This window comes from Terriglobus roseus DSM 18391 (assembly GCF_000265425.1).
GTDB lineage: Bacteria > Acidobacteriota > Terriglobia > Terriglobales > Acidobacteriaceae > Terriglobus > Terriglobus roseus.
Genome location: NC_018014.1, coordinates 3,342,796 through 3,367,188 on the forward strand (window position 1 = coordinate 3,342,796; position 24,393 = coordinate 3,367,188).

19 protein-coding genes are annotated in these 24,393 nt (G+C 61.0%); 17 read left to right on the forward strand and 2 right to left on the reverse strand.

Annotation, left to right across the window (positions count from 1 at the left end):
* Positions 1–75 precede the first annotated feature (75 nt).
* The 12 genes from TERRO_RS13695 to TERRO_RS13755 all read left to right on the forward strand — a co-directional run bounded on the left by TERRO_RS13695 (position 76) and on the right by TERRO_RS13755 (position 15,586).
* Positions 76–2,028 (forward strand): YjhG/YagF family D-xylonate dehydratase, encoded by a 1,953-nt coding sequence (locus tag TERRO_RS13695; protein WP_014786289.1) that lies wholly within the window; start codon positions 76–78, stop codon positions 2,026–2,028.
* Between the two features lie 10 nt (positions 2,029–2,038).
* Positions 2,039–2,872 (forward strand): fumarylacetoacetate hydrolase family protein, encoded by an 834-nt coding sequence (locus tag TERRO_RS13700; protein WP_086011970.1) that lies wholly within the window; start codon positions 2,039–2,041, stop codon positions 2,870–2,872.
* 229 nt (positions 2,873–3,101) lie between these two features.
* Entirely contained in the window at positions 3,102–3,956 is an 855-nt protein-coding gene (locus tag TERRO_RS13710) for a c-type cytochrome (protein ID WP_014786291.1), read from the forward strand.
* A 9-nt stretch (positions 3,957–3,965) separates the two neighbouring features.
* Positions 3,966–5,576 carry an acido-empty-quinoprotein group A gene (locus tag TERRO_RS13715; RefSeq protein ID WP_014786292.1) on the forward strand — a complete coding sequence of 537 codons (1,611 nt, stop codon included), beginning with the start codon at positions 3,966–3,968 and terminating at the stop codon, positions 5,574–5,576.
* 31 nt (positions 5,577–5,607) lie between these two features.
* Positions 5,608–6,642: a ThuA domain-containing protein gene (locus TERRO_RS13720; RefSeq protein ID WP_014786293.1), complete on the forward strand. Its 1,035-nt coding sequence runs from the start codon at positions 5,608–5,610 to the stop codon at positions 6,640–6,642.
* A 54-nt stretch (positions 6,643–6,696) separates the two neighbouring features.
* Positions 6,697–7,764 carry a sugar phosphate isomerase/epimerase family protein gene (locus TERRO_RS13725; protein ID WP_014786294.1) on the forward strand — a complete coding sequence of 356 codons (1,068 nt, stop codon included), beginning with the start codon at positions 6,697–6,699 and terminating at the stop codon, positions 7,762–7,764.
* Positions 7,761–8,915, forward strand: a complete 1,155-nt coding sequence (locus tag TERRO_RS13730; protein ID WP_014786295.1) for a Gfo/Idh/MocA family protein — start codon at positions 7,761–7,763, stop codon at positions 8,913–8,915. Before TERRO_RS13725 ends, TERRO_RS13730 begins: the two co-directional genes overlap by 4 nt.
* 125 nt (positions 8,916–9,040) lie before the next feature.
* Positions 9,041–10,312: an ROK family protein gene (locus TERRO_RS13735; protein WP_014786296.1), complete on the forward strand. Its 1,272-nt coding sequence runs from the start codon at positions 9,041–9,043 to the stop codon at positions 10,310–10,312.
* 229 nt (positions 10,313–10,541) lie between these two features.
* Positions 10,542–12,053 carry a xylulokinase gene (gene xylB / locus TERRO_RS13740; RefSeq protein WP_014786297.1) on the forward strand — a complete coding sequence of 504 codons (1,512 nt, stop codon included), beginning with the start codon at positions 10,542–10,544 and terminating at the stop codon, positions 12,051–12,053.
* Positions 12,054–12,118: 65 nt separating this feature from the next.
* On the forward strand, positions 12,119–13,441 hold the full coding sequence (gene xylA, locus TERRO_RS13745) for a xylose isomerase (protein WP_014786298.1): 1,323 nt from the start codon (positions 12,119–12,121) through the stop codon (positions 13,439–13,441).
* A 124-nt stretch (positions 13,442–13,565) separates the two neighbouring features.
* Positions 13,566–15,305, forward strand: coding sequence for a sodium:solute symporter family protein (locus tag TERRO_RS13750; protein ID WP_014786299.1), 1,740 nt, complete (start codon positions 13,566–13,568; stop codon positions 15,303–15,305).
* A 50-nt stretch (positions 15,306–15,355) separates the two neighbouring features.
* A complete protein-coding gene (locus TERRO_RS13755) occupies positions 15,356–15,586 on the forward strand; it encodes a hypothetical protein (RefSeq protein WP_014786300.1) in 231 nt (76 codons plus the stop codon).
* 218 nt (positions 15,587–15,804) lie between these two features.
* Here TERRO_RS13755 and TERRO_RS13760 read toward each other — a convergent pair whose 3' ends face one another.
* Positions 15,805–16,980 carry a sugar isomerase gene (locus TERRO_RS13760; protein ID WP_014786301.1) on the reverse strand — a complete coding sequence of 392 codons (1,176 nt, stop codon included), beginning with the start codon at positions 16,978–16,980 and terminating at the stop codon, positions 15,805–15,807.
* A gap of 169 nt (positions 16,981–17,149) precedes the next feature.
* On the opposite strand from TERRO_RS13760, the gene TERRO_RS13765 reads away from it, so the two are divergent.
* The gene (locus TERRO_RS13765; RefSeq protein ID WP_014786302.1) at positions 17,150–18,292 is read left to right on the forward strand and encodes an L-rhamnose/proton symporter RhaT; all 1,143 of its coding nucleotides are present in this window, start codon (positions 17,150–17,152) and stop codon (positions 18,290–18,292) included.
* 20 nt (positions 18,293–18,312) lie between these two features.
* Positions 18,313–19,404, forward strand: coding sequence for a substrate-binding domain-containing protein (locus TERRO_RS13770; protein ID WP_014786303.1), 1,092 nt, complete (start codon positions 18,313–18,315; stop codon positions 19,402–19,404).
* A gap of 76 nt (positions 19,405–19,480) precedes the next feature.
* On the opposite strand, the gene TERRO_RS13775 is transcribed toward TERRO_RS13770, so the two are convergent.
* Entirely contained in the window at positions 19,481–20,707 is a 1,227-nt protein-coding gene (locus tag TERRO_RS13775; RefSeq protein WP_014786304.1) for a PQQ-dependent sugar dehydrogenase, read from the reverse strand.
* A gap of 229 nt (positions 20,708–20,936) precedes the next feature.
* Between TERRO_RS13775 and TERRO_RS13780 the strand changes: the two genes are divergently transcribed.
* The 3 genes from TERRO_RS13780 to TERRO_RS22145 all read left to right on the forward strand — a co-directional run bounded on the left by TERRO_RS13780 (position 20,937) and on the right by TERRO_RS22145 (position 24,327).
* Entirely contained in the window at positions 20,937–21,827 is an 891-nt protein-coding gene (locus TERRO_RS13780) for an SMP-30/gluconolactonase/LRE family protein (protein ID WP_041593303.1), read from the forward strand.
* Between the two features lie 338 nt (positions 21,828–22,165).
* Entirely contained in the window at positions 22,166–23,266 is a 1,101-nt protein-coding gene (locus tag TERRO_RS13785) for a GNAT family protein (protein WP_014786306.1), read from the forward strand.
* The gene (locus TERRO_RS22145) at positions 23,263–24,327 is read left to right on the forward strand and encodes a glycosyltransferase family 2 protein (protein WP_014786307.1); all 1,065 of its coding nucleotides are present in this window, start codon (positions 23,263–23,265) and stop codon (positions 24,325–24,327) included. Before TERRO_RS13785 ends, TERRO_RS22145 begins: the two co-directional genes overlap by 4 nt.
* The last annotated feature ends 66 nt before the right edge of the window (positions 24,328–24,393 follow it).

Below are 24,393 nucleotides of genomic sequence, written 5' to 3' on the forward strand. Positions count from 1 at the left end.
TCTTCCCTTACGAGTTCTGCATATACGCTTGACCTGCCGAACGTCAGTTCGAGCCCAAGAGATTTGAGACAACCGTTGACACTGCAAGACCTGATGAATGGCGGCGAAGACTGGTCGGCGCTGCGTACGCATGATCGCGGACCCGAGGGCATGCTACCCATTACGCCGGAGATGCTGATCCAGCAGCCATCCGGCAACCTGTTTGGCCTGTCGCAGAACGCTGGCATGGGTTGGGACGTGGCGCGGCTGCGTGATCCTGAGTACCTGATCCTGAGCACGCATGGTGGTGTGCGCGCGGAGGACGGCACGCCCATTGCGCTTGGGTTTCATACAGGCCACTGGGAAGTCGGCCTGCTGGTCGCGGAGGCCGCGCGCACGCTGCGCAATCAGCATGCGATTCCGTTTGCCGGCGCCGTGACCGATCCGTGCGATGGCCGGACGCAGGGCACTGCCGGCATGCTGGATTCCCTGCCCTATCGCAACGATGCAGCGATGGTGCTGCGCCGGTTGATGCGGTCGCTGCCGACGCGGAAGGGTGTGATTGGTGTGGCGACCTGCGACAAGGGACTGCCCGCGATGATGATGGCGCTGGCCTCATCGGGCGCGTATCCCAGCATCCTGGTACCGGGCGGCGTGACGCTGCTGCCGGATGAGGGTGAGGACGCGGGCAAGGTGCAGACGATTGGCGCACGTTTTGCGCAGGGGCAGATCTCGCTGGATTATGCGGCGGAGATGGGCTGCAAGGCGTGCGCATCGCCGGGCGGCGGATGCCAGTTCCTGGGGACTGCTGCGACGGCGCAGGTGGTTGCAGAGGCCATGGGCATGTCGCTGCCGCATACAGCGCTGGCGCCCTCAGGGCAGCCAGTCTGGCTGCGCGCTGCGAAGCAGTCTGCCATGGCGATGCTGCGGATGACGGCGATGGGGATGGGCACGCGGGATGTGTTGACCGATGCTGCGATCCGCAATGCGATGGTGGTGCACGCGGCCTTTGGTGGATCGACGAATCTGTTGCTGCACATTCCTGCCGTGGCGCATGCCGCGGGATTGAAGCGGCCGACGGCGCAGGACTGGATCGCGGTGAATCGCGCTGTGCCTCGGCTGGTGGATGCGTTGCCGAATGGGCCGCAGGGCTATGCAACGGTGCAGGTGTTCCTGGCGGGTGCGGTGCCGGAGGTGATGCTGCATCTGCGTCGTGCGGGGCTGCTGGATACGTCGGTGAAGACCGTGAGCGGCGAGACGCTGGATGCCAACCTGGACTGGTGGGAGACGAGCGAGCGACGCACACAGATGCGCGAGCGCCTGATGGCCCTGGACGGCATCGATGCGGGCGATGTGATCTTCTCGCCCGATGGGGCGCGTGCGCGTGGACTGACGCCGACAGTGTGCTTCCCTGTTGGCAACCTGGCACCGGATGGATCGGTGATCAAGAGCACGTCGATCGATCCGTCGCTGATCAATGCGGATGGAGTGTACCGGCACACGGGTCCGGCGCGTGTGTTCATCACAGAGGCGGCTGCGATCCATGCGATCAAGGACGGCAAGGTGTCGCACGGCGATGTGATGGTGCTGATCTGCGGCGGGCCGATTGGCGCGGGGATGCAGGAGGTCTACCAGATCACGTCGGCGTTGAAGAACCTGCCGTTCTGCAAGCATGTGGCCGTGCTGACGGATGCTCGGTTTAGCGGTGTTTCGACCGGTGCGTGCATTGGACACATCTCGCCGGAGGCTCTGGCCGGTGGACCGGTGGGCCGCATCGTCGATGGCGACACCATCAGCATCATGGTGGATCGGAACAGCCTGCATGCAACGGTGGATCTGCTGGGCGAGGGTGATGAGACATTCAGCGCAGAAGAGGGAGCGAAACGGCTGGCAGCACGCGCGCCACGCGCCGATCTGCAGTCGCACCCGGATATGACAGACGACACACGCCTGTGGGCTGCGCTGGTGCAGGCCAGCGGCGGTGTCTGGGGCGGATGCGTGTATGACGCGGACGCGATCACGAAGAGACTTCACACGGCACACGACTAACAAAGGGAGCATGGCATTGAAACTCTTTCGGACGACACAGGGCTTCTTCGTTGAAACCGATGGCACGGCCTACAAGATTGAGGCTGAGAACTGGGATGAGCTGCTGAACAGTACAGAGCTGATGGAGCGGGCAGCGGCTGCGACGAGTGGCTCGGCTGTGATGCTGGACGCTTCCACGATCCTGGCGCCGGTTACCTCGCAGGAGGTATGGGCCTCCGGCGTGACGTACTACCGCAGCCGCGATGCGCGCATGGAAGAGAGCAAGGCCGCGGGCGGCGGGGACTTTTATGACCGCGTGTATGTTGCGGAGCGTCCCGAGTTGTTCTTTAAGAGCGCCGGCTGGCGCTCTGTGGGGCCCGGGGACGATGTTCGCATCCGCACGGATGCTACGTGGTCGATCCCGGAGCCGGAGCTGGTGCTGGTGGCGAATGCGCGTGGTGAGCAGATTGGCCTGACGATCGGCAATGACATGAGTTCGCGCGATATTGAGGGCGAGAACCCGCTATATCTGCCGCAGGCGAAGGTCTACAACGGTAGCTGTGCGATTGGTCCCTGCATCCTGCTGACGGCAGGTGCACCGCTGGACCGGTCGATGAAGATCCTGCTGGAAATTATTCGCGGAGGCCATGATGTCGTGACCGGGAGCACCACTCTGGCGGAGCTGAAGCGCGAGCCTGCAGAGTTGCTGGAGTATTTGTTCCGCGAGTTGAGCTTCCCGTTTGGCGCGCTGTTGTTTACCGGTACTGGCATTGTGCCGCCGAACGAGTTCACACTGCAGCCGGGCGATGTGGTGCGTATCAGCATCGACGGCATTGGCACGCTGGAGAATACCGTCAGCGCTTGATGCTGGCGGTTTTCACTGCGTGCGGCGTCGATGCTGCGCACAGAGTTTCCGCGGAAGTTTGGCGGCATAACGAGCGAGGCTTTGTGGAGCTTGCGTGTGCCGTGGTTTGCTTGACAGAGTTTGAAGCCGCTGCATATAGTCTTCGCCAACAACTAAATCAGATCTTGCACGTTTTGCAGCAAAGCCCGGCGTTTGTCTCGGGATTATGAAGCACAGGAAGTGGATTGCAATGAATCTCTTGTCTAAGACGACGCTGGCCGCGCTGGCGATCTCCGCGGCGGCCGCGCTGCCCTTCCTGCCTGGAGTTTCGGCACAGAATGCGACACCGGTTCCGGCCGGTCCGCCGCGTACGCCGGTCACGGTTGGTTCGCAGGGACCGCCGCCCGAACATGCGAAGTTTACGGCTACGCAGATCGATGCGGGCGGCAGCCTGTTCATCCAGAACTGCGCCTTCTGCCACGGCAAGGATGCGGGCGGCGGTGAGAGCGGGCCGGACCTGACGCGGTCAAAGGTCGTGAGCGGCGACAAGAATGGCGAAGGCATTGGCGCGGTGATCCGCAACGGTCGCCAGGAGAAGGGTATGCCGCGCTTCAGCCTGCCGGATGCGCAGATCATGGAGTTGGTGGCGTTTGTGCACTCGCAGCAGGACAAGGCGATGTCGCAGACGGGCGTTCGTAAGGGCGTGGAAGATTCCGACCTGCTGACGGGCAATGTGGCGGCGGGCAAGAAGTACTTCGAGACGACGGGAAACTGCGTGAGTTGCCACTCGGCTACGGGTGATCTTGCACATGTGGCGAAGAAGTTTACGGGTCTGCGACTGGAGCAGGAGATGCTTTCGCCTCGCGATGCGAAGACGAAGGTGACTGTGAAGACTCGCACGGGCGTGACGCTGACGGGCATCGAGACGTACAAGGATGAGTTCGTGATCGGGATGACGGACACGTTTGGCGTGTATCACTCGTGGCCTGTGACGGCGGTGACGTTTAAGGAAGAGAGCCCGGTCGATGCGCACGTTGCGCTCTTCAGCAAGTACACCGATGAAGACGTTCACAACCTCTACGCGTACATCAACACCCTGAAGTAAGTGCAGACGATGACACTGATGAAAGCCGGTTTTTCCATGACCTTCCTGCACTCTGTGCGCGCCTTTGCTCTTGCCGCCGTGGCTGTAACTTCTGTCTCTGCAACTGCGCAGGGCGTGACCGATGCGATTCTTAAGAACCCTCCGCGTGATAGCTGGCCTGGTTTTCACGGGGATTACAGTGGGCAGCGGCACAGCCCGTTGACCGAGATCTCGCCCGCGAACGTGTCGCAGATGACGCTGGCGTGGACATTCCAGACGGGTCTGGGTGGCGGCGGGAACACTATGAAGTCGACGCCGATCCTGGTGGATGGGGTTCTGTACTTCACGATGCCGGACCATGTGTGGGCGGTGGATGCTCGCACTGGTCATACGATCTGGCACTATGCTGCGCCGCCGAACAAGGCGTTCCACATTGGTCAGCGTGGCGTGAGCATGTTGAAGGACAAGCTGTATTACATGACCAGCGACGCGCATGTGGAGGCACTGGATGCCAAGACAGGCAAGGTGCTTTGGGATGTGATGGTGGCGGACTCGAACAAGGGTCAGTGGTCGACGATGTCTCCGCTGATTGTTGGCAACCATGTGATGGTGGGCGCTTCGGGCGACTTCGATAACCTGCAGGGTTTCCTGCGGTCGCTGGATCCTGAGACGGGTAAGACGCAGTGGCAGTGGGATGCTACGCCTCCGGTTGGAACGCCGAAGATGACCAGCGGCGGCAATATCTGGATGACGGGCACTTACGATCCGGAGCAGAATCTGATGTTCTGGGGTACGGGCAATCCGACGCCGGTGTTGAACGGTACGGTACGTCCTGGCGACAATCTTTATACGTGCAGCATTGTTGCGCTCGATCCGGAGACGGGCAAGTTGAAGTGGGCCTTCCAGCCTTCGCCGCACGATACGCATGACTGGGATGCGGTTGAGATCCCGGTGCTGGCGGATGTGACTGTCGAGGGCAAGCCGCGCAAGGTGCTGATGCAGGCTTCGCGTAACGGTCACTTCTTCGTGATCGATCGCGTTACAGGCAAGAGCATTCTCACGACGACCTTTGGGCCGGTGAACTGGACACTTGGCATCGACAAGGAAGGTCGTCCGATCCCGAATCCGGCGAAGGAGCCTGCGCAGGATGGCCGGCTGATCGCACCGGACGAGGGCGGCCTGACGAACTATCGTTCACCCAGCTTCGATCCGAAGACCGGCCTGTTCATTGTGAGTGCATCGCCGAGCTACAGTCTTTACTTTGCGAAGCCCGCCGACGGCACGTATGGATGGGCTGGTGCTGATTACAGCCTTTGGTCCAAGGGCGAGCTAATTGCGATCGACTATCGCACGGGCAAGCCGCGCTGGACGCATCCACTGGGCCGTCGTGCCGGATCTGGTGTGATGACGACTGCGTCCGGCCTGACCTTCTCGGGCGATGCTTCGGGTAACTTCCTGGCGCTGGATACGGCGACCGGCAAGACGCTGTGGCATGCGGGCACGGGCGGGAACATCGCATCGACACCGATCACGTATGAGCTGGACGGCCACCAGGTGGTTCTGTTGAGCAGCGGCAGCATCCTGTATGCCTTTACCCTGCCGGAGCATCACGCGGCGGCAGTGAAGACGGCGAAGAAGTAAGTAAGAGCATTCGTACGATCCGGGGGCGGTTATGAAGCGTTTTGCGTTGGCAGTTACAGGTGGCATGTTGTTTCTGCAGAGTGCGAGCGCGATGGCCGCGCCCCGTATCCACGTCCTTCTGCTCGATGGTGAGAGCGCGGCTCCGTACCATAACTGGGCCGCGATCACGCCGATCCTGAAGAAGGAGCTGGACGAGACGGGCCTGTTCGACACCGAGGTGATGACTGCTCCGCCGAAGGATGGCGACTTTTCGCAGTTTCATCCGGCCTGGAGCAAGTACCAGGTGGTGGTGTTGAACTACGACGCTCCGGACGAACGCTGGGGCGCGGATGTGAAGGAAGGCTTCGAGACGTTCATGAAGAACGGCGGCGGGCTGGTCACCGTCCATGCTGCGGACAATGCCTTCCCGAAGTGGAAGGCCTTCAACGAGATGATCGGGGTCGGTGGCTGGCGCGGTCGCGATGAGAAGTCCGGACCGCACTGGTACTACCAGAACGGTAAGCTGGTCTCCGACGATAAGCCGGGCCGGGCTGGCATGCATGGCCCGCGTGCTCCCTTCAAAGTGACGGTGCAGGACACGACAAACAATCCCATCCTGAAGGGTCTGCCGAAGACCTGGATGCATCAGGGCGACGAACTGTACGCGAATCTGCGCGGACCGGGCGGCATGACGGTACTGGCGACGGCTTACTCCGATCCCACGAATCGTGGAACGGGCTTTGAAGAGCCGATGGTGATGGTCTCGCAGTTTGGCAAGGGTCGCGTCGTTCATGCGGCCTGGGGACACGATGGTGTCGCACTCAGCTCTGTCGATGCCGTGACGATCTTTCAGCGTGGTGTGGAGTGGGCTGCGACCGGCAAGGTGACGCAGCCGGTGCCTTCGAACTTCCCTACCGCGAATACGGTGAGCTATCGCGCGGACCTGGAGGCGATGGATCCGAATGCGAAGAAGGGCCTGAATCCGCTGGATATGACGATGCCTGCACCGCCTGCCCGGCCTGGCTTTGCTCCCGTTTCGGGCGCTGGCGCCCCTCCCGTGACACGCCCAGTGGGTCCGACGCAGTAAGATGTCCCGCGGGAGACACATCGTGACTCCACTCGCACCAACGCAAGGATAGACATGAAGACGATCAAGGGACCAGGTATCTTCCTGGCGCAGTTTGCCGGCGATGTTGCGCCGTTTAACACGCTGGATAACATTTGCCACTGGGCCGCATCGCTCGGCTATAAGGGCGTTCAGATCCCGAGCTGGGACAAGCGTCTGTTCGATCTGCAGAAGGCTGCAGAGAGCAAGACCTACTGCGACGAGCTGCTGGGTACTGTAGCCTCACACGGGCTTGCGATCACGGAGCTTTCGACGCACCTGCAGGGACAATTGGTCGCCGTGCATCCGGCGTACGATCTGCTGTTCGACAACTTTGCACCGGCCTCCGTCCACAACGCACCGGCGGCACGGACCGCATGGGCGGTGGAGCAGTTGCACTTCGCCGCGCGCGCCTCAAAGAACCTGGGCCTGAAGCAGCATGCGACCTTCTCTGGCGCGCTGGCGTGGCCTTATCTCTACCCGTGGCCGCAGCGTCCTGATGGTCTCGTCGAGACGGCGTTCCGTGAGTTGGCTAATCGCTGGCTGCCGATCCTGGATGTCTTTGACGAGAATGATGTGGACCTTTGCTACGAGGTGCATCCGGGCGAAGACCTGCATGACGGCGCGTCGTTCGAGATGTTCCTGGATCTGGTGGATGAGCACGCGCGTTGCAACCTGCTCTACGATCCGAGCCATTTCGTGCTGCAGCAGCTGGACTACCTGGAGTACATCGACCTGTATCACGACCGGATCAAGATGTTCCATGTGAAGGATGCAGAGTTCCGGCCGACGGGACGGCAGGGTGTGTACGGCGGATTCCAGTCGTGGGCAAACCGCGCGGGACGTTTCCGTTCGCTGGGTGATGGCCAGGTGGACTTCGGGGCGATCTTCTCAAAGCTGACGCAGTACGGGTTCGATGGCTGGGCGAATATGGAGTGGGAGTGCTGCATCAAGAGCAGCGAACAGGGTGCTCGTGAGGGTGCGCCGTTCATTGCGAAGCACATCATCCAGACCGCAGATAAGGCCTTCGATGATTTCGCGGATGCGACGACGGATCACAGCGTTCTGCGCCAGTTGCTGGGATTGAAGGAAGAAAAAGCATGAGCACGAAGCTAAATCGCAGACTGCGGCTTGGCATGGTGGGCGGTGGTCCCGGAGCCTTTATCGGCGCCGTCCACCGCGCCGCTGCGCGACTGGACGACCGCTTTGAGCTGGTGGCAGCGGCGCTGTCGTCCGATGCGGAGAAGTCACGCGCTTACGCGAGCGAGCTGCGTATCCCTCGTGTGTACAGCAGCTTTCAGGAGATGGCGGATGCCGAGGCAAAGCATCCGGAACCGATCGATGTGGTCGCCATCGTGACACCAAATCACATGCACCATCCGATTGCGAAGGCGTTTCTCGCTGCGGGTATTCACGTAATGTGTGACAAGCCGCTGACGACGAACCTGACCGATGCGGATGACCTGGCCGCGGCGGTTGCGTCGACCGGATTGATTTTCGGTGTGACGCAGAGCTACTCGGGTTATCCGATGGTTCGGCAGATGCGCGAGATCGTGACGACTGGCGGCATTGGCGCGGTGCGGATGATCCAGGCGGAGTACGCGCAGGGCTGGCTGGCAACGAAGCTGGAAGACACCGGAGCAAAGCAGGCTGCGTGGCGCACCGATCCTGCGAAGAGCGGACCGGCGGGCTGCCTGGGCGATATTGCGACGCATGCCTTCCATACCGCGTGCTTCATCACGGGATTGAAGCCGAAGGAAGTTGCTGCGGATCTTTCCACGTTTGTGGAGGGGCGACGACTGGATGACAATGTCCAGGCGATGCTGCACTTCGAGGGTGGAGCGAAGGCGAGCCTTTGGTCGTCGCAGATTGCGATTGGTGAAGAGAACAATCTGAACATACGGGTGTACGGCGAGAAGGGTTCGCTGACGTGGCACCAGGAGAATCCCAACTACGTGCAGCATGCACCGCTGGGCGAGCCGACGCGGATCCTGACGCGTGGCGGCGCTGGCGTTACGGCTTCGCCGGCTGCCGGGACACGGTTGCCGACGGGACATCCTGAGGGTTACTTCGAAGCTTTTGCGACGCTGTACAGCGATATTGCGGAGCAGATTGTGGCGAGGCTTGAAGGGCGCGAGGCGGATGCTTCATCGCGGCTGCTGCCGACCGTTGCCGATGGTGTTGCGGGTGTTCGGTTTATTGAGGCGGTGCTGAAGTCATCAGCGAATGCCTCTGCCTGGACTCCACTTTCGTAGTTTCAGCATTCACTGACGCTTCGAATGAAATCGCGTATCGTTGCGCGCAGGGTTGACGAGGTCGCCGCGGTAGTCTCCACTTCGCGGCGGTCTTGTCGTACCATTGGCGAGAGTTAGCCACAACGATGAGCGAACGAACACACGAGCCATCCCGCAACGACCGAACGCGTGGCATTCGCCGGATCGACCTCGCTTCTGTTCAGCCTGTGTCCAGCGATATTGCGCGGGACATCAATCGCGACATCATTCTTGAGCTGATCCGTTTCAACCAGCCGCTGGCCCGCGCGGATCTTTCGCGCCTGTCCGGTCTGCGGCCGAGCACTGTCTCCGCCATTGTCGAACAGCTTATCCAGGAGAACTGGGTGCGCGAAGGTGCTGTCATCAAGGCAGCGCGCGGACGCCCGTCGACGATGCTGTCTGTGAACAGTGCGATGGTGACGTTTGCGCTGGACCTGCGGCCGGACCGGGCGATCCTGGCCGTGGTGGACCTGAGTGGCCGCTTCCTTTCCCGCGAGATTATTCCCAGCTCCAGCGATCTGCGGCGGACGGTATCGCAGATCGGTAAGCGGATGCGTGCGCTGCGTGCGGAGCATGCTGGCAAGTCGTTTGAGGGTGTGGGCGTGAGCATCCAGGGCCGCGTGCATCCGGTGACGCAGCGCGTGTTGCTGGCGCCGAATATGAAGTGGCAGGACTTTGACCTGAGGGCTGCGCTGGAGCGCGAGTCAGAGCTGCAGGTGGAGCTGGACAACGATGCGAACGTCTGCCTGCTGTCTGAGCTTTGGTATGGCCGTCTGCATGGTGCGAAGAACGTTGTGCTGGTTGCGGTGGCCGAGGGCGTTGGAACGGCGATTTTGGCGGGTGGTGTGATGCAGTCCGGCTTCAACGGCCTGGCGGGTGAGTTCGGCCATGTGTCAGTGGATCCTGCGGGTCCGCTGTGCCAGTGCGGGCAGAAGGGTTGCTGGGAGATGGTGGCGTCGTCGCGTGCGCCGATTCGCAACTTTAATGCAGCGGGCCGGCGCAAGGTGGGGGACATCTACGAGCTGATGCGGCTGGCGGAGGATGGCGACGCGACTGCGATCAAGGCCATTACCGAGCAGGCAGTTGCACTGGGGCGTGGTCTGCGGATGATTACGGCGGCGCTGTCGCCGGAACTGATCCTGGTGGTGGGCGATATTACTGCCGCATGGGAGCGTTGTGGGCCGATTGTGTGGAAGGAGCTTGCTTCGTCGATGCTGGCGGGTGAGGCTCCTCGTCTGCACGCCGCGGGCGATGCGGAGCTGGCTCGGCTGAGTGGTTCCGCTGCCATGCTGATGCAGCGCCATGCGAGTTATCACCGGTCGACTCACGATGAGTCGAGTCCTCGGCCTTCAATGATTGCGGCATCGCACTCGTCCTGACGCGCTGCCCTGTTTCGATTCGTTACTGTCGGTAAATCCTGCTGAAGTATTGTGGCTAATACCGTGCCGCAGTATGGCGGGTTGTCACGGCTACAGATCACGCCTGTTTGCATTGACAGCCGCACATCGCAGCAATATAGTTTGGGCCATAAACTTAATGCCGTTTGCGAATCATCTGAAGCGCAAAAAGCACCACGCAGGCGACGGCTGCCGATGCATAGGACATGGAATGATGAAGCCCGATCTGTACCTGGGTATTGATTGTGGGACCCAGGGTACGAAGGCACTCCTGATCGGCGACGATGGCACGGCCCATGGCCGCGGCTATGCCAAGCATGACCTGATCGAACGCGCGAACGGCGCCCGGGAACAGCAGCCGCAGTGGTGGGTGGATGCGTTGCGCACGACTGTGCTGCAGGCTGCCGGGAATGATGGCGCACAGGTAAAGGCGATCGGCGTGTCAGGCCAGCAGCATGGGCTGGTTGTGCTGGACGAGAACAAAGAAGTCATCCGTCCTGCAAAGCTGTGGAATGACACAGAGACTGCGCCGCAGAATGCCGAGCTGGTGAAGTTGCTGGGCGGGAAGAGCGAGGCGATCCGTCGCTTTGGGATTCTGCCGTTGACGGGTTACACGGTGTCGAAGCTGCTTTGGTTGCGGGAGATGGAGCCTGAGAACTTTGCGCGGGTTCGGCATATCCTGCTGCCGCATGAGTATCTGAACTTCTGGCTGACTGGCGAGATCTTTGCGGAGTACGGCGATGCTTCCGGCACGGCGTTCTTCGATGTGCGGACACGCGGCTGGATCGGCGAGATTCTGGACCTGATCGACGGTGGTACGGGGCAGTTGAAGGCTGCGTTGCCGCCCTTGTTGACGGTGGATCAGATCGTCGGCAAGGTGAAGGCTGATGTAGCTGCGGAGCTGGGATTGTCGACCGATTGCGCTGTTTCGAGCGGCGGTGGAGACAACATGATGGGCGCCATCGGCACGGGCAATGTGCGCGAGGGTGTGGTGACGCTGAGCCTGGGTACGTCATCAACGGTCTACTCGTTCCGCGAGGCGCCGTTGCAGCACCCGGATAGTAGCGTGGCTCCGTTCTGTTCGTCATCGGGTGGGTGGTTGCCGCTGGTGTGCACGATGAATGCGACGAACGTTGTGACGCAGACTCTGCACCTGCTGGGATGGACCGTCGACCAGATCGATCCGACGCTGGAAGATACGGTGCCGGGCGCCGAAGGTATTACTTTCCTGCCGTTCCTGAATGGCGAGCGGACGCCGGATCTGCCGGGCGCTCGCGGCAGCATCGTTGGGCTGAATGCAACGAACTTTACGCCAGCAAACCTGGTGCGCAGTGCGATTGAGGGCGTGACGTTCGGCATTCTGAATGGGCTGGACCTGATCCTGGAGGGCAAGGCTGCGACGAAGATCCTGGTGATCGGCGGCGGTGCGCGGTCGAGCGGTTGGCGCCAGATGCTGGCGGATGCTACGGGCGCGACCATCCAGGTGCCTCTCGAAGAAGAGGCGGGCTGCCTGGGCGCGGCGATCCAGGCGATGTATGCCTTTGGGCAGCAGAGCGGCCGTGCGACGACCTTTGCAGAGTTGACCGAGCGGCTGGTGCAGGTGGATGAGACTAAGTCCGCCAGCGGCCGGCCGGAATTTTTAGCGCTTTATCAAGCAGCGCGGCAGACGTATAACGCCGTTCTGCACGACCAATACCCCGAACTTCGCCTGGCCACGACTTAGCGTCACGTCAATCCTTCCCCGGCCCGGCACCGAATTCACTTCACGCAAGATTTGGAGAACTTACATTGGCTAACACTGTTTTCAGCAACTTTCCGGCAGTGAAGTTTGAGGGCGCGGACAGCGCCAATCCCCTGGCTTACCAGTATTACGACGCAGAGCGCGTTGTAATGGGCAAGCCGCTGGGCGAGCATCTGCGCTTTGCCGTCGCTTACTGGCACAGCTTCGCGATGTCCGGCAGCGACCCGTTTGGTGGAGCGACGATCGATCGGCCGTGGATGGCTGCGGGCGACCCGATTGCGCTGGCAAAGGTGAAGGCGGATGCTGCGTTCGACTTCTTCCGCGTGCTTGGACTTCCCTTCTTCTGCTTCCACGATGCGGACATTGCGCCGGGCGGCGAGACGTTGAAGGAGACGCTGGGGAACTTTCATACCATCGTCGATTACCTGGAAGAGAAGATGGCGAGCAGCAGCACGAAGCTGCTGTGGGGCACGGCGAACCTGTTCTCGCACCCGCGATTCATGGCCGGTGCTTCCACGAACCCCGATCCGGATGTCTTTGCGTGGTGCGCGGCGACCGTGAAGCATTGCATGGATGCGACGAAGCAGCTCGGCGGATCGAACTATGTTCTGTGGGGCGGTCGTGAGGGCTACGAGACGCTGCTGAACACCAACATGAAGCAGGAGCTGGACCAGATGGGCCGCTTCCTGTCGCTGGTGGTGGACTACAAGCACAAGATCGGTTTCGATGGTCAGATCCTGATCGAGCCGAAGCCGAAGGAGCCGACGGCGCACCAATATGACTTCGATACGGCGACGGTGTATGGCTTCCTGAAGAAGTACGGCCTGGAGAACGAGGTTCGCGTGAACCTTGAGGCGAACCATGCGACGCTGGCTGGTCACAGCTTCGAGCATGAGATTGCAACGGCGGGAGCGCTTGGCATCCTGGGTTCGCTGGATATCAACCGTGGCGATGCGCTGCTGGGCTGGGATACCGACCAGTTCCCGAACGACCTGTGGACGATGACGATGTCGATGTATCACGTCATCAAGGCGGGCGGCCTGGGCAAGGGTGGCTGCAACTTTGACGCGAAGGTTCGTCGTCAGAGCTTTACCGAGGAAGACCTGGTTGCCGCTCATGTGGGCGGTGTGGACATGTGCGCTCGTGCTTTCCTTTCGGCTGCGAAGCTGGTTGAAGAGGGCAAGTACGATGCCCTGCTGGATGACCGGTATGCGGGCTGGAAGACGCCTGAGGCTCAGGCGATGCTGACCGGCAAGGTGTCGTTGGATGAGATCGCAGCGAAGGCGGAGTCTTCGGCGATCAATCCGCAGCCACGCAGTGGCAAGCAGGAGCAGATTGAGAATATGCTTGCGCGCAGGATCTACTCGTAGTTCGAACTGTTGTGAAATGAGGCGCTGTTCCCGGCAATGGGGGCAGCGCCTTGCATTACCCATGCCGCCCGGAATCGCGGTCATGTAGATACCTTTTCGTAGATACCTTCTTTAAGGGCCAACCATGCCGCTGCCGTTTCTGTTTTTCGCCCTGCCCGAACGGGCTTCCCTGACGCATCTCGCACCGCTCGACATCCTGATCCTGGTGCTGTACTTCTGCGTCGTGGTGTTTGTCGGCTTCTATGTGAAGGGCTCGACGAATACCAGCGAAGAGTTCTTCCTGGCCGGTCGCGAGATGACGGCGTGGATCGCGGGACTGAGTTTCGTTTCAGCGAACCTTGGTTCACTGGAACTAATGGGCTGGGCCGGATCGGCTTACCAGTACGGCATCCTGGCGATGCATTGGTACTGGGTTGGCGCCATCCCCGCGATGCTGTTCCTGGGCATCGTGATGATGCCGTTCTATTACATCTCCAAGACGCACTCGGTTCCCGGATATCTGAAGCTGCGCTTTGGTGAGGGTGCTCGCGGCCTGGCTGCTGCCAGCTTTGGCATGATGACGATTCTGATGTCGGGCGTGAACATGTATGCCATGGCCGTGGTGATGCATACGGTGCTGGGCTGGAACATGACGTTCTCAATCTGGGTGGGTGCTGCGACGGTTGCGCTGTACGTCATGCTGGGCGGTCTACGTTCCGCCATCATCAACGAGGTGCTGCAGTTCGTACTGATCTGGGCGGGTGCCGGACTTATCCCCATCCTTGGCCTGATCGAGGCGGGTGGGTGGACGAACCTGAAGGCGCAGATTGCGCGCAACGTTGGATCGACCGACTACACGCACATGTGGTCGACACTGGGTCACTTCAATACCAACCCGATGGGCATTCACTGGACGGGCATCGTCTTCGGCCTGATGGGTGTAATCAGTTTCGGTTACTGGACGACCGACTTCCTCGTCGTCCAGCGCGTGCTGTCCGCGAAGGATCTGCGTGCGGCAAAGATGGCCCCGGTGATCGGTGCTGCGTTCAAGATGGCAGTGCCTTTGATCGTCATCATCCCCGGCCTGATCGCGCTGGCCGTATTGAAGAATGGCGATGGATCGCTGATGCACCTGGTGCCTTCGGACGTGGCTGCAGCGCACCCCGGCATGCATGCCTATGACGAAGTGCTGCCGCTAATGCTGGTTCGCTACTGCGGACCGGGATTGCTGGGGCTTGGCATTACGGCGCTGGTCGCGGGCTTTATGAGCGGCATGGCCGGCAACGTGTCTGCCTTCTCGACGGTGTGGACGTACGACCTGTACGGCGCGTACATGAACAAGAAGGCCAGCGACAAGCAACTGGTGTCGATGGGCCGTATGTCGACGGTGGTCGGCATGCTTGTCTCGATCGGTACGGCGTACCTGGTGGCGCACGCGAGTTCGATCATGGACTACGTTCAGGCTCTGTTCAGCTTCTTTATCGCGCCCCTGTTCGGCACGGTGATCCTGGGCATGCTGTGGAAGCGTGCGACGGCTGCGGGCGGCTTCTGGGGCCTGCTGGCCGGCACGCTCAGCTCGATCGGCATGTTTGCGTACGTGCAGACGGGCGGCCGTGCTGCGCTGGCACACATTGCACTCTCTGCCGATGCGCAGCCGATGGCCGAGAACATGTATCGCGCACTGTGGAGCTGGTTGATCTGTGTGCTGGTCACGGTTGTGGTCAGCCTGATGACGAAGCCGAAGTCTGAGGCGGAGCTGAACGGCCTGGTCTACGGTGCGACTGTGATTCCCGATGATGGTGCGCGCGGCCTGATGCAGAAGCCGGTGTTCTGGGCCTGCGTCGTGATGGTTGCGCTGATCGCCTTCAACATCTACCTGTTCTAACGTCGCGGCGTTTCATTCGCAGCATGCAATAAGGCCGAAGGAGGCCGCACATGGCAGAAGGTACAGGCAGGGGCGAGGCACTAAGCATATGGTTCTTCGTGGGCATCATGACGCTTGCGTATGGGCTGGCGCTGGTCCCGTATGGAGTCTGGGCGTGGATGACCGGCAACGAGGCACCGACCGTTTTGCATGAATTGCACCCCACGGTTTGGTGGGGTCTTCTGCTCACGGTGTTTGGTGGGTTTTATACGATCAAGTATCGGCCTGGTTCCGGGAAGTAATTTCCCGGGCTTGTGGCGTTCGTGCTTCGCGCGAACACTTTTGCTTCATTGCCCCCATTGTGAATGCTTTGGTGGGCCGGCACACATGCAGATCCCTCCGCTTCGCTGCGGGATGACAAGTTTGAGAGGGGTGCGGATGCCACCCTCAAGACAGTCCAAGTAAGAAAGGAAGGCAGCGCTGTAGCGCTGCCTTCCTTTTTCTCTCTATCCGTAGCCGATCAGGCGTAGCTGGAAACGCTGCCTGCGTTCTTTGCTCCGCGGGCGGCAGCTGCCTTCTCGACGTAGCCGCTTTCCTTCAGGGAGAGGAGCGGGCTGGCGGGCAGACCGCGGTCTTCGCGCCAAGCCTTTACGGCGGGGCGGACATCGGTCCAGAAGGCGTCGCGGAAGCATTCTTCGGCTTCGACGAGGGCGCAGTTGTCCTGCAGGGTTGCGAGCGTTGCGCGGTCGACTAATGCGGCACGTGCAAAGAGCTCCTGGGCGGTGACGACGCTCTGCACCATTGCTTCCATCTTGCCCTTCAGGTTGTGGCTTTGGTCGATCATGTAGGCAACGCCCTCGGTTGCTGCTGCGGGTGCGCTGAGGATCTCGTGAAAGATTCGGAAGACCTGGTAGGGATCGATGGAGCCGATCGTCAGGTCATCGTCCGCGTACTTGCGGTCGTTGAAGTGGAAGCCTCCGAGCGCGTCGACGTGCAGCAGCCAGGCGACGATCTGTTCGATGTTGGTACCGAGTGCGTGGTGGCCAGTGTCGACGAGCACCTTGGCGCGTGGGCCAGCTTTCCGAGCGAGGTGCAATGCCATACCCCAATCGGCGATGTCCGTGTGATAGAAGGCGGGCTCGAAGGGCTTGTATTCGATCAGCAGGCGTTGGTCTTCGCTGGTGGCTTCGTGAGCGGTGACGAGGATCTCCTCAAGCCACTCGATGCGGCGCTTGATGGATTGCGTGCCGGGGTAGTTGGAGCCGTCGGCGTCCCAGATGGAGATGTCGCGTGAGCCGAGCGCCTTTGCGATCTCAATGGACTCAAGCAGGTGATCGAGTGCGTGGCGGCGGATCGCCGGGTCCGGGTTCGACATGGAGCCGAACTTGTACTCCTGCGCCTGGAAGAGATTGGGATTGATGGAGCCGGCCTTCACGCCGTAACGCTGCTCCAGTTCGCGGATCTTAGGCACGTCGGCGACGCCGTTCGGCATGTCCCACAGGACGTGGAGCGCAACCGTCGGGCTGGCGCCAGTGAGCGCGTGGACCTGGCCTGCGTCGGCGAACTTCTCTTCGATGGATGTGGCGGCCGCGGCCTGCGCGAACTTGCCGAAGCGCGTACCCGTGTTGGCGAAGCCCCAGGAAGGCACCTCGATACGGAAGCCGTCCAATGCCGTGGTCAGTGCCTGCGATGCCATGTACGTCACCAATTCCCTTCGATGGGCGACCGCTACGGGACGCCCATCACACTGTACCGAAGCTGCATGACGAAGTTCAATAGAGAGTTATTTTCCTATTTGGATTGCGGTGCGGTAGAGTGGGACGCATCCGGCCGGCATTCGGCACACTGCACCAACGCGAGGCATTATGGGCTCCAATCCTTTTATCGGCATTCTTTATCACTGGATCGGCGGCTTCGCGTCGGCTACGAATTTCATCCCGTTCCGTGGTATCAAGCGCTGGTCGTGGGAGATCTACTGGATTGTGCAGGGCGTTGCCGCGTGGATCATTGCTCCGTTGGTGATCGCTTCCCTGTTCGTACCGCACTTTCTGTCGATCATCCAGGCCGCGCCGCATCGTTCGATCGGCTTTGCCGTGCTCTTCGGGATGCTGTGGGGTGTTGGTGGACTTACCTTTGGGTTGTCGATCCGGTATCTCGGTATTGCGCTTGGGTACGCGGTTTCTCTGGGGCTGTGCACGGCCTTCGGCACATTGATTCCGCCGATTTATGCGGGCGAGATGCACACGATCCTGAGCGAGCGTTCCGGACAGGTGATCCTGCTGGGCATCCTGGTGTGTCTGATTGCAGTTGCGATCAACGGCGCAGCAGGCTGGTCGAAGGAAAACGAGATCACCGAAGAAGAGAAAGCTGAAGCGGGTGAGACGGATTTCTCACTGGGCCGAGGTCTGCTGGTGGCCGTGTTTGCGGGCATCATGAGTTCGTTCTTTGCGTTTGGTCTCGCGGCGGGTGCGCCGATTGCTGCGATTGCGAAGGAGCGGCTATTGGCCGAGGGTCACCTGGACCTGTGGCAGAACCTGCCGGTGCTGGTGGTGGTGCTGTGGGGCGGCTTTGTGACGAACTTTGTGTGGTCGGTGGTGCTGATCCTTCGTAACAAGTCCGCACGGCAGTTTACCGGTGCGACGGGCGTCAATCCCATGCAGGCTGCGCAGCATGCCGGGAGCATGGCGGATGCGGACACAGTGGACGGACGACTGACCGCATCGCGGCTGGCAAAGAACTACTTGTTCGCAGCGCTTGCGGGCGTGGTGTGGTACTTCCAGTTCTTCTTCTACTCGCTGGGCCAGACGAAGATGGGCAAGTATGACTTCTCATCCTGGACGCTGCATATGGCTTCGATCATTATCTTTGCTACGTTGTGGGGCATCTTCCTGAAGGAATGGACGGGCACGTCACGCCGTACGAAGACGCTGGTGGCGCTGGGCCTGACGTTGCTGATTGGATCGACATTGATCGTGGGCTATGGCAACTACCTGAAGTCGATTCAGTAGGCGGATCACTCGGAGCGACCGTGGCGAAGGCACAGAAAAATCTCTACCTGATCCCTGTGCTCTCAAAGAGCCTGGACATTCTGGAGTTGTTGCAGGCGGAGTCGCGTGCGATGACGCTGGACGAGGTGCATCGGCGGACCGGGACTTCGAAGGCGACCGTCTATCGCGCGCTGAATACGTTGGTGCATCGCGGGTACCTGGCGAAGACGTCGGAGGGCGCCTATCGGCATGTGGCGCGGCCGAGCAAGCTGACGTTTGGATTTGGATCGCAGAGTGAAGAGCTGCAGTTTTCGAATGAGGTGAAGAAGAGCCTGGTGGCAGCGGCTGCGAGTGCGGGCGTGAACCTGGTGATTTTAGATAACAAGTATGACGGCGCTACGGCGGTCCACAACGCGGAGACGTTCGTTGAGAAGCGCGTGGACCTGGTGATCGAGTTCCAGGTGGAGCATGAGGTCGCGGCGATCATCGGCGACAGGATTGCGGCGGCCGAGATTCCGTTTATTGCAATTGATATTCCTCATCCGAATGCTACGTTCTTTGGCGTGGATAACTACCGCGTCGGCATGGCTGCGGGTGACCTGCTGGTGAGTTATGCGACCGACGTGTGGGGCGGAAAAGTAGAGGCGGTGCTGGGGCTGGATCTGCCGGAGGCTGGGCAGTTGGTGCAAGGGCGGATCCTGGGTGCGTTTGAGGCGATCCGCGCGCAGTGGCCGGACCTTCCGCAGGAGGCGTATGCGCGCATGGATGGTCGTGGCCTGCGCGAACGGAGCGACCGCCTGGTGACTGCTTATCTTGAGAAGAATGCGAAGCTGCGGCACATACTGATCGCTGCGGCGACGGATGCGAGTGCGCTGGGTGCGATCGATGCGGCGCGGCGGCTGAAGCGGGAGCGGCATATCGCGATTGCCGGACAGGATTGCATTCCCGATGCGGTGACGGAGATGAAGCGGCGGACGTCGCCGATGGTGGGGTCTGTATCGCATGAGCCGGCGAGCTATGGCCCTGCGCTGATCAGCCTGGGGATGGCACTGCTGCGCGGGCAGACGGTGGCTCCGTATAACTATGTGAATCATCGCGTGGTGACACGGGCTTCGCTGCTGCGTAAGGATTAGGCATTGGTGGTTTGCAACAAGCGAAGGCCCTGACGCATTGTCAGGGCCTTCGCTGTTGCTTGTTGCATAGGACGACTCACTTGGGAGTTACGCGATAGACGCCGCCGGGGTTGGCGTCTTCGAGGATCCACAGAGCGCCGTCGGGTGCCTGCTCTACGTCGCGGGCGCGTAGCTTGCCGAGGTCGTAACGTTCGGCCGGCGTTGCGCCGCCCTTGCCGTCGAAGGTGATGCGATTAAGCGTATGGGTGGCCATGCCGCCCATGAGTGCGGAACCCTTCCACGCCGGGAACATGCTGCCGGTGTAGAACATGATGTTGCCGGGCGCGATGATGGGCGTCCAGTAGATGACGGGCTTCACGAGGTCCGGGCGGGTGTCCGGGCTGGGGATGGGCACGCCGTTGTAGTTGGTGGCGTAGGAGGCGAGGGGCCAGCCGTAGTTCTTGCCGGGCTGGATGAGGTTAAGTTCATCGCCACCCTTGGGGCCGTGCTCGACCTCCCACAGCTTGCCGTCGGGCGAGAAGGCCAGGCCGTAGGGCGTGCGGTGTCCCATGCTCCAGGTCTCAGAGGGCGTCATGTTGGCCCCGGGGAAAGTGTAGGTGCGGACGACCGCTGCGGTCTTGGCTGCTTCGGTGTCAGAGGGCGGGTCGATGACGGGAACGGTGGGTGTTCCCTTCTTGCCTGCCATGGGGTTGCCGGGAGCGGGCTTGCCGTCCAGCGTGAGGCGGAGGATCTTGCCGAGGGGCTGGTTCGGGTCCTGCGCGGGCGTGAAGCGCTGGCGATCGCCGGAGGTGAGGTAGAGGTACTTGCCGTCGGGCGAGAAGGCTACGGCTGCGCCGAACTGGCCGCCGAGGCCGCGTTCACCGTCGCGCCAGATGACTTTGAGGTCGTCGAGGCTTGCGGTGCCGTTGCCGAGCGTGAGCTTGGCACGGGCTAGAGCGAGGCTGGAGCCGCTGGGTTCGCCGGGTTCAGAGTAGGCGAGGTAGACGGAATGATCGGTAGCGTACTTCGGCGAGAGATAGACGCCGAGCATGCCGCCCTGTCCCTTGGCGAGAACCGCGGGGACGTTGGCAACGGCGGTCTTTTCGCCCTGCTGCGTGACAAGCCAGACGGGGCCGACTTTTTCCGTGATCAGCATGCGGCCGTCGGGCAGGAAGGCGATGCGCCAGGGCAGATTCAGCGTGGTGACCTGCGTCATCGTGAACGGCAGGTTGGCGTCGGACTTCTGCTCGCCTGCATTGATCTGCGCGTGTGCCTGTGTGGCGGCCATGGCCACAAACAGACCCGCGATCATCATGTGCTTCATCTTTGTCTCTCCCTTGGTCGGTGCTTTCTTTTACGTTATCTCGCTTTGATATCGGTGCGCACATCGTTACGTGCGTCGATAGGCGAAATCCCGTATCGGCAATGGCGATGCAGAAAAGTTGGATGCGCTGCAACGCATGATGCCGCGCGTAAATTACTATGGCTTCCGTTCCTGCAACGGTGTAACAACGCGGTCTGAAGAAGCGACTTTGGTCGCCAAGGGGATGTGCATGGTTATCGCAACTGTTCGGCGTGTTGGAGTCTGTGTCGCGCTGCTGGTCGGCATGGGGCAATCTGTGCTGATGGCGCAGATTCTGATCGGCGATGCGAAGTCGCAGCCGGAGAGCCTAACGGTTGCGCCGGGCGGTGTGTTGCTGGTGGGCAGCGCGAGTTCTCCCTTTGTCTATAAGGTTCCTGCAGGCGGGACGGCTGCGGAGAAGTTTGTGGATGCTACCGCGGACGGCCCGGGTACGTTCTTCCTTGGCATGCTTGCCGATCCTTCGAGCAAGACGCTGTGGGCGTGTGAGCTGGCGCCTGTGCCGCAGAGCACGCCTGCGAAGCGTCATTCGGCTCTGCGTGGTTATGACCTGACGACTGGCGCGCCAAAGCTGCGGTGGGATCTGCCGGGCGAAAACACGACCTGCAATGACTTTGCGCTTGGTGCCGATAAGGCGCTTTACATAACCGACACGGCGATGGGCCGCATCTATCGGCTGCCTGCGGGCGCATCAGCGGCAGAGTTGTTCCTGGAGCACCGTGTCCTGGTGGGCGTGGATGGCATTACGTTCCTGGATGGGGTGCTGTACGTGAACAATGTCATCTTCAACAAGCTGTATCGGATTCCGGTGGATGCTGCGGGCAAGCCTGGGCAGCCGGTGGACATCTGGATGGATCAGCCAGTGAAGGGCGTGGATGGTATGCGCGCGGCGAGTGGCAAGCTGTTCGTTGCTGAGAACGGCAGCGGCAAGATCTCGGCACTTACTGTGAACGGTGAGAGAGCCAGTGTGACGGTGCTGAAGGAAGGGCTGAAGACGCCGACCGCAGTGGAGCCTGCAGGTGATGTGCTCTGGATCGCGGAGCGCGGCGCGGGGAATGCGGTATCGATCCCGATGCCGAAGTAGCTTGTTGCAGTACTTTATAAATCTCGCAGCTTATGGCAGCCAACTTGCTTCTTGATCCCGCGTGACTTACAGCATTTTCCGATCGGGCGGGGAGAAATAAGACTTAGTGTGAACGCCGATCAGTGCCATTGCGTGGTCTGATCGTTTGCGGCGATGCATACTGAGTACATTCCATGAGTTCAGCGCAGAGATTCCGGGTGATCAGTACCCCGTTTGTAGAATCGTGCCAAAGAGCAGCCTCGGCTGCTGGTCGCTGCTTTGCGCCTTGCGAAGGCGCGCTCGTTGATCGGGAATCCGCGTTTCGACATCATGCCGATCCTGAGGCCAGACACTAGGCCATGCTTCCGACGACAGCGAGTATCCGCGGTATTTCTACGCGAGTGGATGATGCATGGCGTGCAGTGGAGGCAGATACCCTCCGCTCCGGTACACTTTTGCCGCTGTGGCATCGCGCGGCGTGGGCGGCGACTCAGCCGCAGAATTCCTCTTTCCTTGTCGATGTACCAACACCCACTGGTCCGAAGACATCGGTGGTGGTGCAGCGGGATAGCAGCCGCAGCCTGCCCGGCCACGTGTTGCTGCGCGTGCAGCGTTTCGGTCACGGCTGGCCGACAGACACTTGGGAGTCGACGATCCGTCAACTCTCTGAGATTGCACGATCTGACAAGAGCGTCCTGCGCCTGAACCTGGAGATCTTTCTTCGGGGTGATCAGGAGTCGATGCGGGAGATCCTGCGGGCAAAGGGTTTCGTACCGGCACCGCCGCGCAGCTATCACCACACGTTGACGCTGCCGGTCGATCAGTCGGACGAGGTCCTGCTGTCAACGCGGAAGTCGTTGCGCAAGCGTTTGCGCGATGGGGAGAAGTTTGGCGTGGTGGTTCGTGCACTGACCGACACCCAGTTCGCAGGGGCGCTGACGGCATTGCAGCAGAAGGCCATGGAGCGGAGTGGAGGAAGTTTCCGCATACCCGACTGGCCGGCGATCCTGAAGTTTTCCGTTGAGAATCCGGCGCTTTCGCGCGTGATTGGTCTATTTCCCTCGGCCGAAGAAGTTGAGGCGCAGAACATGCTGGGCTTCGCGTGGGGATGCATGCACGGCGACCATGCGGAGTACCGTGCGGCGGGATCGGCTGACCTACGCCCGGAGCACCGCAGTCTCTCGATCAGCCACCCGCTGCTGTGGGATCTGGTTCGGTGGACACGCGACAGCGGCGGGACCTGGTTCGATATGGGTGGCGTTACGGTGAGCGAGGGCGGAGACGATCCTTTGGCGGGTATCTCTGCGACCAAACGGATCCTGAGCGACACCGTGGAAGAAGTCGGTGAGGAGTGGATGCTGGAACCGCAGGTGTGGAAGAGCCGGCTGGCAAAGAGCCTTGGCAGCCTGGCAGGCAAGGCTGCGTCACTGGCCAGGCCGCGAACGGGGAGCGCCCGATGAGCGGACAACTGGTGAGCATCCTGGTACCGACGTACAACCGTGCGGATTGCCTGCTGGAGACGCTTGATTGCGTGCTCGCGCAAACGCACAAGGACTGGGAACTCATCCTCATCGATGACGGCTCGACCGACGGGACAGGCGACCTGGTGGCAGCTCACTTCCACGGCGACACCCGGTTGCGTTACATCTACCAGCAGAACGCCGGCGTTTCGCACGCGAGAAATACGGGATTACGCGCAGCCAAGGGCGACTTCATTACGTTCCTGGATTCTGACGATCTTTGGATGCCCTGGAAGCTGGAGGCACAGCTCGCCTGCATGGCCGCACGGCCAGAGGTCGGCATGGTGTGGACGGACATGGAAGCCATCGATCACGAGGGCCATCTGCTGGAATCCAGGCACCTGCGCACGATGTATAGCGCCTATCGCTATCACCACATGGAGACGCTGTTCGAAGGCAATCTGCCTGCAGCCGCTGTACCAGGGATGCCTGCGGCAGCGTACCAGCAGGAGACGCCCGTGCGCCTCTACTTTGGGGACATCTTCGCGCCGATGATCCTTGGCAGCCTGGTGCACACGTCGACTGTGATGCTGCGGCGGGAGCGTGCCCTGCTTGTTGCTGGCTTCGACGAGACACTCAAGCGCTCGGGTGAGGATTATGACTTCCACTTGCGCACCTGCAAGGAAGGCCCGGTCGCGCTACTGGACGCGCCTGCCATTCGGTACCGTAAGGGCCGAGCGGATCGCCTGACCCGCCACACGGACGCCAGCGCGATCAACTTTCTGGCTACCGTTGAAAAGGCAGTGGCAAGCGATACGGAAGGCCGCCTGCGCAAGCAGGATGTGGAGCTGGTACGGCGCGAGGCGAATGAGTGGATCGCTGAAGAGAAGTTCAAGCTGCGCGATGGCCGAGGTGTTCGTCAACACGTGTTCCGGGCGCTCCGGCGCAATCCGCGGAAGCGCCGTCTGGTCGTTCTGGTGGTGTTGAGTTACATCCCGCCGGCGTTGCTCGACCTGGTGCTGCGGAGCTATCGCTCCGCAAAGGCCAAACTGCGAGGCTAAATTCGCTGGTAATTGCCGGGTTCTGTCGTATGCTGGCCAACAGTGGTCACCTTCTGGCTGCACTAT

Coding starts and splice junctions, on each gene's coding strand:
- TERRO_RS13755 (WP_014786300.1), top strand. CDS start 15,356: ATGGCAGAAGGTACAGGCAGGGGCGAGGCACTAAGCATATGGTTCTTC.
- xylB (WP_014786297.1), top strand. CDS start 10,542: ATGATGAAGCCCGATCTGTACCTGGGTATTGATTGTGGGACCCAGGGT.
- TERRO_RS13765 (WP_014786302.1), top strand. CDS start 17,150: ATGGGCTCCAATCCTTTTATCGGCATTCTTTATCACTGGATCGGCGGC.
- TERRO_RS13720 (WP_014786293.1), top strand. CDS start 5,608: ATGAAGCGTTTTGCGTTGGCAGTTACAGGTGGCATGTTGTTTCTGCAG.
- TERRO_RS13715 (WP_014786292.1), top strand. CDS start 3,966: ATGACACTGATGAAAGCCGGTTTTTCCATGACCTTCCTGCACTCTGTG.
- TERRO_RS13760 (WP_014786301.1), bottom strand. CDS start 16,980: ATGGCATCGCAGGCACTGACCACGGCATTGGACGGCTTCCGTATCGAG.
- TERRO_RS13725 (WP_014786294.1), top strand. CDS start 6,697: ATGAAGACGATCAAGGGACCAGGTATCTTCCTGGCGCAGTTTGCCGGC.
- TERRO_RS13700 (WP_086011970.1), top strand. CDS start 2,039: ATGGCATTGAAACTCTTTCGGACGACACAGGGCTTCTTCGTTGAAACC.
- TERRO_RS13785 (WP_014786306.1), top strand. CDS start 22,166: ATGCTTCCGACGACAGCGAGTATCCGCGGTATTTCTACGCGAGTGGAT.
- TERRO_RS13780 (WP_041593303.1), top strand. CDS start 20,937: ATGGTTATCGCAACTGTTCGGCGTGTTGGAGTCTGTGTCGCGCTGCTG.
- TERRO_RS13735 (WP_014786296.1), top strand. CDS start 9,041: ATGAGCGAACGAACACACGAGCCATCCCGCAACGACCGAACGCGTGGC.
- TERRO_RS13750 (WP_014786299.1), top strand. CDS start 13,566: ATGCCGCTGCCGTTTCTGTTTTTCGCCCTGCCCGAACGGGCTTCCCTG.
- TERRO_RS22145 (WP_014786307.1), top strand. CDS start 23,263: ATGAGCGGACAACTGGTGAGCATCCTGGTACCGACGTACAACCGTGCG.
- TERRO_RS13730 (WP_014786295.1), top strand. CDS start 7,761: ATGAGCACGAAGCTAAATCGCAGACTGCGGCTTGGCATGGTGGGCGGT.
- TERRO_RS13710 (WP_014786291.1), top strand. CDS start 3,102: ATGAATCTCTTGTCTAAGACGACGCTGGCCGCGCTGGCGATCTCCGCG.
- TERRO_RS13775 (WP_014786304.1), bottom strand. CDS start 20,707: ATGAAGCACATGATGATCGCGGGTCTGTTTGTGGCCATGGCCGCCACA.